This window comes from Nocardiopsis listeri (assembly GCF_020741345.1).
Classification (GTDB): Bacteria; Actinomycetota; Actinomycetes; order Streptosporangiales; family Streptosporangiaceae; genus Nocardiopsis; species Nocardiopsis listeri_A.
On sequence record NZ_DYZD01000070.1, the window covers coordinates 1 to 7,862 of the forward strand.

The window sequence follows — 7,862 nt, forward strand, 5'->3', positions numbered from 1 at the left end:
CGGCCTCCCGGGCGATGTCGGCGCGTTCGCGCTTGGCGGCGTCCAGGTCCACGGCCACCCGCTTGGCGGTCTCGGTGGCGGTCTCCAGGCGTTCGGCTGCCTCGTCGACCGCGGCCTGGACCTCCAACAGACTGGGTGCCGCGGCGGTGCCCCCGTGCACCATCTCGGCGGCGAACACGTCTCCCTCGGGGGTGACGGCCCGAACCCCGGGCAGGGCGGAGACCAGGTCCAGGGCCGTGCGGGAGTCGGAGGCCAGCGCCACCCGATCCAGCAACGCGGTGACGGCGCCGGCCAGGTGGTCGGGCGAAGTGACGGCGTCTGCGGCGTAACGGATTCCCCGAGGCAGTGCGGGCCAGGTGGCTCGTTCGGTGGAGGGCACGGCGCGGGACACGACGATTCCGGCGCGTCCGGCGTCCTGTGACTTGAGCAGTTCCAGGGCCGCCATGGCGCTGTCGTGGTCGGTCACGGCCACGGCGCCGGCGGCCACCCCGAAGGCGGCGGCCACGGCGGTCTCGTGTCCGGGTTCGACCTGGACCAGGGTGGCCAGACCACCGAGCATGCCGGGGAGGTCGGCGGCCAGCAGGGTGCCCGCGCCGTCCTTGTGCGCCAGCCCCAGTTCCAGGGCCTCCTTGCGGGCGGCGAGCGCGGCGCGTTCGCCCTCCGCGGTGCGTTCGGCGTCGCGGAGCCGGTTGAGTTCGGCGTCGGCGGCGGACAGGCTCTGGGCGAACCGTTCCTGGGTCTGGTCGAGTTCGGCATCGCCCTCGTCGAGTCCGGCGGACTCCTCGGCGGCCATCTCGTACTCGGTCTGGGCCTCGGCGGCGCGTTCGGCGGCCTGGGCGGCGGCCTCCTCCAAACGGGCGATCTCCGACCCGTGGGAGGCCAGGCGACCGCGCAGACCCTCCACCCGCGCGGACAGACGAACGAGGCCCTCGCGGCGTTCGGCTGAGGCTCGGGAGGCGGCCTCCAGTCGACGTTCCTCCCGGTGCAGGGCGTCCTCCGCGGCGGCGCGTTCGGCGACGCTCGTCTCCAGGACCTCGCGGGCCTCCTCCAGGCGGGTCTGCAACTCCTCCTCCTGGGCGGCGGCCTCCTCGGCCTCCATCTCCAGTTCCTCGGGGTCGCGGCGGCCGACGACCTCGCCCTGCACCGCGACCAGGTTCTGGTGGCGTTCGGTGGCCAGACCGCGTACGGCGTCGAGGCGTTCGGTGAGGCGGGAGAGCGCGTGGTAGGTGTCGTTGGCCCTGGCCAGGTCCGGGGCGGCGGCCGTGGCCTGTGCCTCCAGCTCGGCCTCGCGTTCCTGGGCCTGCTTGAGGGAGGCCTCGGTGGCGCCTCGTCGCTGGAGGACGTCCTTCTCGTCGGCCTCCTCTTTGGCGAGCTTGTCGGTGAGGGTGACGATGTCGTCGGCGAGGAGGCGCAGGCGCGCGTCGCGCAGGTCGGCCTGGATGACGGCCGCCTTGCGGGCGAGTTCGGCCTGCCGGCCCAGGGGTTTGAGCTGGCGGCGCAGTTCGGCGGTGAGGTCGGTGACGCGGTCCAGGTTGCCCTGCATCGCGTTGAGCTTGCGGATCGCCTTCTCTTTGCGCTTGCGGTGCTTGAGGATGCCCGCGGCCTCCTCGATGAGGGCGCGGCGTTCCTCGGGACCGGCGTGCAGAACGGTGTCCAGCTGCCCCTGACCCACGATGACGTGCATCTCCCGGCCGATGCCGGAGTCGCTGAGCAGGTCCTGGATGTCCAGCAGACGACAGGTGTCGCCGTTGATCGCGTACTCGGAGCCGCCGTTGCGGAACATCGTCCGCCTGATGGTGACCTCGGTGTAGTCGATCGGCAGCGCGCCGTCGGTGTTGTCGATGGTGAGGCTGACCTCGGCGCGTCCCAGCGCCTGGCGGGTGGAGGTGCCCGCGAAGATCACGTCCTCCATCTTGCCGCCGCGCAGGGACTTGGCCCCCTGCTCGCCCATCACCCAGGACAGGGCGTCGACGACGTTGGACTTACCCGAACCGTTGGGACCCACCACGCAGGTGATCCCGGGTTCGAAGCGAAGGGTGGTGGCCGACGCGAACGACTTGAAGCCGCGCAGCGTCAGATTCTTCAGGTACACCCACACCTCCCACGACGGTCACCGTTCTCGCCACGGGCGGTCGCCACGAGGCCGACAACAAGGGTGCCACGAAGCGGTGACCGAAGGGTGATGTTAGAGGCTTCCGACCCCGATGAACTGCGACACCGCGCGCTCGGATCCGCTTGCCCGCGGGGGTCTCGGGGGGGTGGTGGGACCCGGCCGGAAAACCGGCGCGGTCAGGGGTTGACATCCAGAGGAACATCCGGCGGACACACAGGGTTGCCCTTCGGTCCGCCGGGTACAACGCTTAAAGAAGCCGCCAAGGAAAGGAAAAGTTCAGCGGCGGAAGTACGGGTGGTCGACCCGTCCAGGGACGCCAGTGCTGTTGTCGGCGTCCCCGTCAGTGGATCGACAGATCTCGTTCGCACCCACCCGTGCGGGCGACGAACGTGGTGTCGTGGTTCAGGCGAGCGCGGGCTCGCGGTCGGTCGCGCTGGTGGCGACGTCGGTGACGGCCATGCTGAGCTGGTCGTTCTGTGCCTGAAGACGACCGATCTCGTCCTCGAGGTCGCGTACCCGCTTCTGAAGCCGTCGCATCTCCGAGACCATCCGAGGGTCGGAGCCGCCGACGTGGCCGAACAGAGCCTTCGCCATGATGTGGGTCCTCCACGCTGAGTGACCAGTGGTTGTGCGCACGTGCGACATCCCGTGGAATGAAACGACCGTGGGTCGTGTGTCACGGGTGGTTGGTGCGCGGTGTGTCTTTAAGAGTCTCACCATGCGCGCCGCTGGTCAAGATTGGATTACAACAGTCCGTAACGACCACTGCCCGGCCGTAGGGGCTCAGGACACGTGGTTTCGCACGGTGCGAATCGGTCCACCCCCGGTGCCGCGACCGGCCGGTGACGGCGGGGCTCTGACGCCCGGCGCCCCGACCCGCGGCCACCGTCCACGGCTGTGATGCGCCGTTCTTCGGTGGATGATTCGTACCGCGTTACCCTTCCAGTCTACTCAACGCTCGACGAAACCGTCGAAGGAACCCCCTGGCACGGACCAACGTTCGATCACGGAATCCACATGACCGGGTGTTCCACCGCCTCTGAGGTGCTCCAGAAGGCGCTCGCAGTCGGCCCGGGGCCCCTCCGCGACGACCTCCACTCGTCCGTCCTCGAGGTTGGTGGCGGCTCCGGTCAGCCCGATTTCGAGCGCCCGAGACCGCGTCCACCAGCGAAAACCCACTCCCTGCACCCGACCGCGCACCCACGCGGTCAGTCGGACGGGTTCGACCTGTTCCCCCATGGCCGTGCCACTCCCTTACCTCGCGGCGACAGTTTCCTCACCGACACGCCCCACCACCCTTCCCCGAGGCGGTCCAGGGCGTTTTTCGCCCCTGAACAGGGGACTTCTCCAGAGAACCTCAGGCCCGGGAGCGGGACGCCCGCTGACAGCTCGGGCAACTGAACGAGGAACGGTTCATGAACGCCTCGCGCACGATCTTGGTCCCGCAACGTCCGCACGGCCGGTCCCGCCGGCCGTACGCGTTCAGCCCGCGCTCGAAGTAACCGCTCTCACCGTTGACGTCGACGTACAACCCGTCGAACGTGGTGCCGCCGACCTCCAGCGCCTCCGTCATCACCTCGGTGACGTGTCCGAGCAACTCCAGCGCCCGGGCGTTGCTCAGCCCCCGGGTGGAACGCGACCAGTGCAGGCGGGAGCGCCACAGCGCCTCGTCGGCGTAGATGTTGCCCACGCCACTGATCAGTGACTGGTCCAGTAGCGCCCGCTTGACCTCGGTCCGCTTGGTCCGCAGCGCCCGCACGAACGTCTCGGGGACGAACTCCGGGTCCAGGGGGTCCAGGGCGATGTGGTCCACCGACACCGGCACGTCGACCTGCTCCCCCGGCTCGTCCACCAGCAGGTGGCCGAAGGTGCGCTGGTCGACGAAGCGCAGTTCCTGACCGTCGGACAGCGGCAACCGCACACGCAGGTGTTTCTCGTCCGGCTTGCCCTGCGGCTGCACCAGCATCTGGCCGCTCATGCCCAGGTGGGTCAGCAGCATCTCGCCGCTGTCCAACACCAGCCACATGTACTTGCCGCGCCGGCGCACCGCCGTCGGGGTGCGACCCGCCAACCGGCCGACGAAGTCGGCGGGCCCGGGCACGTGACGACGGATCGAACGCGGGTGCAGCACCTCCACGACACCGATCCGACGACCCACCGCGTGCTCGTCGAGACCACGCCGCACGACCTCGACCTCGGGAAGTTCGGGCATGGGTCAACCACGCCCCTTCGTCTTGTGGCCCTGCCCCTTGGCGCCCTGGGGCCTGGCGGGGACCTCCCCGCCCTGGGCGGCGCCCCGGTCCGAGCGGGCACGGATGGCCTTCCAGGCCGACTCCGCGGCCTGCTGCTCGGCCTCCTTCTTGCTACGCCCCTCGCCCAGCCCGTGGCTCTCCCCGGCCACCCGTACGGTGGCGCGGAAGGTCTTCTGGTGGTCGGGGCCGCTCTCGTCCACGTGGTATTCGGGCACACCGAGCATCTCGGCGGCGGTGAGCTCCTGCAGGGAGGTCTTCCAGTCCAGGCCGGCGCCCAGCCCCGACGCGGTCGCGATGAGCGGGTCGAAGAGGCGGTGCACGAACTCCGAGGCGACGTCCAGGCCACGGTCCAGGTAGACCGCGCCGATGATGGCCTCCAGGGTGTCGGCGAGGATCGAGGACTTGTCCCGACCCCCGGTACCCTCCTCGCCCCGCCCCAGGCGGATGTACTCGCCGATGCCCAGCCCGCGCGCGACGTCGGCGAGGGCGCGCATGTTCACCACCGCCGCGCGCAGCTTGGCGAGCTGGCCCTCCGGCAGGTCCGGGTGTTTGCGGAACAGGGTGTCGGTGACGACCAGACCCAGCACGGAGTCACCGAGGAACTCCAGCCGTTCGTTGGTGGGCAGGCCGCCCTTCTCATATGCGTAGGAACGGTGGGTGAGGGCTCGGAGCAGGATCTTCGGGTCGACCTCGACCCCGATCGCCCGGTGGAACGACTTCGCCTCGGATGCGGAGAGTTGACTGGCCACGCGAGTTCGCTTCCCTGGTTCGGGCGCGCCGAAGCGCGCGAGTGCTGTGGGGATCCCTCGGCCCGACCGGGACGCTCGAAAACGAGGTGATCGTCGCGGGAGCGCGTGCTCCCCCGGCGGCCACCACGATCTCGGGAGCCACTGCGGACCCGGAACCTTCCGGTGTCGAGAGTGCCGCGGAAGAAGACTTCCCCGGCCGTACGAGTTCACTCTACAAAGACCGGCCGACACCGGGGCCCTCGTATCCCCTCCTGAACAGGACAACGGGGCGGATCCCCATTGGGTTCCGCCCCGCTGCGTGTTCGTCGAAGACCGGGATCGGGCGCATGCCGCCCGGGGCCGGTACATCGTTACGCCGGGTTCGTGACCTGGCGGTTGTTGTAGGTGCCGCAGGTCGGGCACGCGATGTGGGGCTGCTTCGGGTCACGGCAGCGCGGGCAGTTGACCAGCACCGGGCGCGACGCCTTCCACTGGGAACGGCGGGTCCGGGTGTTGCTCCGCGACATCTTCCGCTTCGGGACGGCCACTTCAATCCTCCTGGGTCACCCCCGCGCGGTCGCGGGAGGTCGCTTATCTGGTCACCCCGCGCGCTGTGGCGGGGAAGGTGTGCTCCGGTCGGTCGGGCCCTGGGGCACCGTGGGCGACCGGTTCACGAGCTCACTGCTCGCCGGGGTCCTCCGTGATTCCACGAAGTGCGTCCCAGCGCGGGTCGATGCCGTCGCCGTGCCCGTGATCGGGTCCGGCCTCGGCGAGTTTGACGCCGCACTCGGAGCACAGACCGGGGCAGTCCGGGCCGCACAGCGGCGAGAGTGGGAGCGCGAGCACGACGGCGTCTCGGACCACCGGTTCGAGGTCGAGCAGGTCGCCCTCTAGATAGTAGTCCTCATCCTCGTCGCCCGAGTCCTCGTCACCGGTCGCGGTGGCGTCGTCATCGTCCCCGGGATAGCGGAACATCTCCTGGAAGCGGGCTTCCAGCTCCTCGGACAGGGGTTCGAGGCAGCGGGAGCACTCGGCGGTCAGGTGGCCGTTGACGGTCCCGGTGACCAGGACCCCCTCCATGACGGCCTCCAAGCGCAGGTCCAGCTCGATCTCCTGCCCCTTGGGCACGCCGGCCATCGCCGTCTCGAACCCTTCGGCAAGGGTCACGATACGGTTGACGGTCCGCATCGACCCCGGCTGGCGGCCCAGCGGGCGGGTGTCGACCACGTACGGGTCACGGGGATCTAGACGAGACAGAGTGATCGCGCTTTCAAAAGAGGTTCCGGGGGCCGGGCACGAGCTCGCCGACGCCTGCGCGTCGGTCGTTCACGGTGGTGCTGACCGGCCTGAGCGCACGCCGAAGACCGGCGACGCCCATGGTCGAACCAGGATTCTACCTACCATGTCCCCTCGCACCCAAATCAGGGCCGGGAGATCCTACTCGGCCCGCTTCTCCTCGTACTTGTCCTTGAGCCGTCCCTGGACGTAGGGCGTGACCAGGCTGGAGACGTCGCCGCGGTGCAGGGCGATCTCGCGGACCAGGCTGGACGACAGGAACGAGTACTGCGGGTTGGCCGTCATGAAGACGGTCTCCACTCCGGAGAGCCGGTAGTTCATCTGCGCGATCTGCAACTCGTAGTCGAAGTCGCTGACCGAGCGCAGGCTGCGCACGATGGTCCCGATGTCGTTCTCGCGGCAGAAGTCGACGAGCATCCCGTCGAACTCGCTGACACGCACGTTGCCGAACTCGGACGTGCCCTCGCGAAGCATGTCGAGCTTTTCGGGGACGGCGAAGAGACCCCGCTTGTTGACGTTGTTCAGTACGGCGGCGATGACCTCGTCGTACTGTTTTGCGGCTCGCCCGATGATGTCGATGTGACCGTAGGTGACCGGGTCGAAGGAACCCGGACAGACAGCTCTGCGCACGGTGGATCGCCCCTCTCCTGAACTACTCGCGGGTACCGCGATCGTAGGGGTTGGACTCCACACCGATTCGGGCAACTCCCCCTTAGTGCCCACATTCACACACAGTGCGGACTCCGGGGACACGTTCCCGTGACTCTGTCTTTTGGCGCCACCGCCGGCGCTTCTTCGTGTCCAGGCGCCTGAACGGGCGACCCCTGTGGCTCCGGGACCGCGCCTAGGTGATGGCGCGGGCGTACCAGAGGATCGCCTCGCCGTACTTGCGGCTGCGGTCGAGTTCGACGCCCTTGGGCCAGGTCGGTTCCGGGCTGCGCTTGGAACGCTCCATCACCACGACCGTGTCCTCGGCCGACCAACCGTGATCGACCAGGTCGGCGAGGACCCCGGCGATCTCCTCCTCGGTGACCGGGTAGGGCGGGTCCGCCACCACCAGGTCGTAGGGGGCGCCGGTGTTGCCGCGCGCCAGCACCCGTTCCACGCGGTCCACGGCCAGTTCGGCCCCGGGCAGCCTCAGGGTCGAGATGTTCGCGCGCACCACCTGTGCCGCCTTGCGGTCGGCCTCCACCATCAGGGCGTGGGACGCGCCGCGCGAGAGGGCCTCCAGGCCGATGGCGCCCGATCCGGCGTACAGGTCCATCACCCGGATCCCGTCGAGGGAGCCGAGGTCGGACTGGACGGAGGCGAACAACGCCTCCCGGGCGCGGTCACTGGTGGGCCTGGTGGTGCGGCCGTCGGGGGCGTCGATGCGTCGACCGCCCGCCGCCCCGGCGATGATGCGGGTCATGGCCACCACGGTAGTGCGGTTCGGACCAGGCCGGGTCGGCTCCGCCCGTGTCCGGCCCTCGG

At 69.5% G+C, this 7,862-nt stretch carries 9 protein-coding genes; all 9 read right to left on the reverse strand.

Annotated elements, in window-relative coordinates; translation table 11 throughout:
* The coding region (locus tag K8V84_RS04575) for a chromosome segregation SMC family protein (RefSeq protein ID WP_304070805.1) at nucleotides 1-2,092 on the reverse strand (2,092 nt) is incomplete at its 3' end.
* 423 nt (nucleotides 2,093-2,515) lie between these two features.
* Complete coding sequence (locus K8V84_RS04580) at nucleotides 2,516-2,707, reverse strand: hypothetical protein (RefSeq protein ID WP_067601834.1); 192 nt, start codon at nucleotides 2,705-2,707, stop codon at nucleotides 2,516-2,518.
* Nucleotides 2,708-3,064: 357 nt separating this feature from the next.
* On the reverse strand, nucleotides 3,065-3,352 hold the full coding sequence (locus K8V84_RS04585) for an acylphosphatase (protein WP_304070811.1): 288 nt from the start codon (nucleotides 3,350-3,352) through the stop codon (nucleotides 3,065-3,067).
* 118 nt (nucleotides 3,353-3,470) lie between these two features.
* The gene (gene mutM, locus K8V84_RS04590) at nucleotides 3,471-4,325 is read right to left on the reverse strand and encodes a bifunctional DNA-formamidopyrimidine glycosylase/DNA-(apurinic or apyrimidinic site) lyase (RefSeq protein ID WP_304070813.1); all 855 of its coding nucleotides are present in this window, start codon (nucleotides 4,323-4,325) and stop codon (nucleotides 3,471-3,473) included.
* 3 nt (nucleotides 4,326-4,328) lie between these two features.
* Complete coding sequence (gene rnc, locus K8V84_RS04595) at nucleotides 4,329-5,114, reverse strand: ribonuclease III (protein WP_304070815.1); 786 nt, start codon at nucleotides 5,112-5,114, stop codon at nucleotides 4,329-4,331.
* A 350-nt stretch (nucleotides 5,115-5,464) separates the two neighbouring features.
* Complete coding sequence (gene rpmF / locus K8V84_RS04600; RefSeq protein WP_013151268.1) at nucleotides 5,465-5,641, reverse strand: 50S ribosomal protein L32; 177 nt, start codon at nucleotides 5,639-5,641, stop codon at nucleotides 5,465-5,467.
* Nucleotides 5,642-5,771: 130 nt separating this feature from the next.
* Entirely contained in the window at nucleotides 5,772-6,320 is a 549-nt protein-coding gene (locus tag K8V84_RS04605; protein WP_304070836.1) for a DUF177 domain-containing protein, read from the reverse strand.
* A gap of 210 nt (nucleotides 6,321-6,530) precedes the next feature.
* Complete coding sequence (coaD, locus tag K8V84_RS04610; RefSeq protein ID WP_304070838.1) at nucleotides 6,531-7,019, reverse strand: pantetheine-phosphate adenylyltransferase; 489 nt, start codon at nucleotides 7,017-7,019, stop codon at nucleotides 6,531-6,533.
* Between the two features lie 214 nt (nucleotides 7,020-7,233).
* On the reverse strand, nucleotides 7,234-7,800 hold the full coding sequence (gene rsmD / locus K8V84_RS04615) for a 16S rRNA (guanine(966)-N(2))-methyltransferase RsmD (RefSeq protein ID WP_304070840.1): 567 nt from the start codon (nucleotides 7,798-7,800) through the stop codon (nucleotides 7,234-7,236).
* Nucleotides 7,801-7,862: the final 62 nt, after the last annotated feature.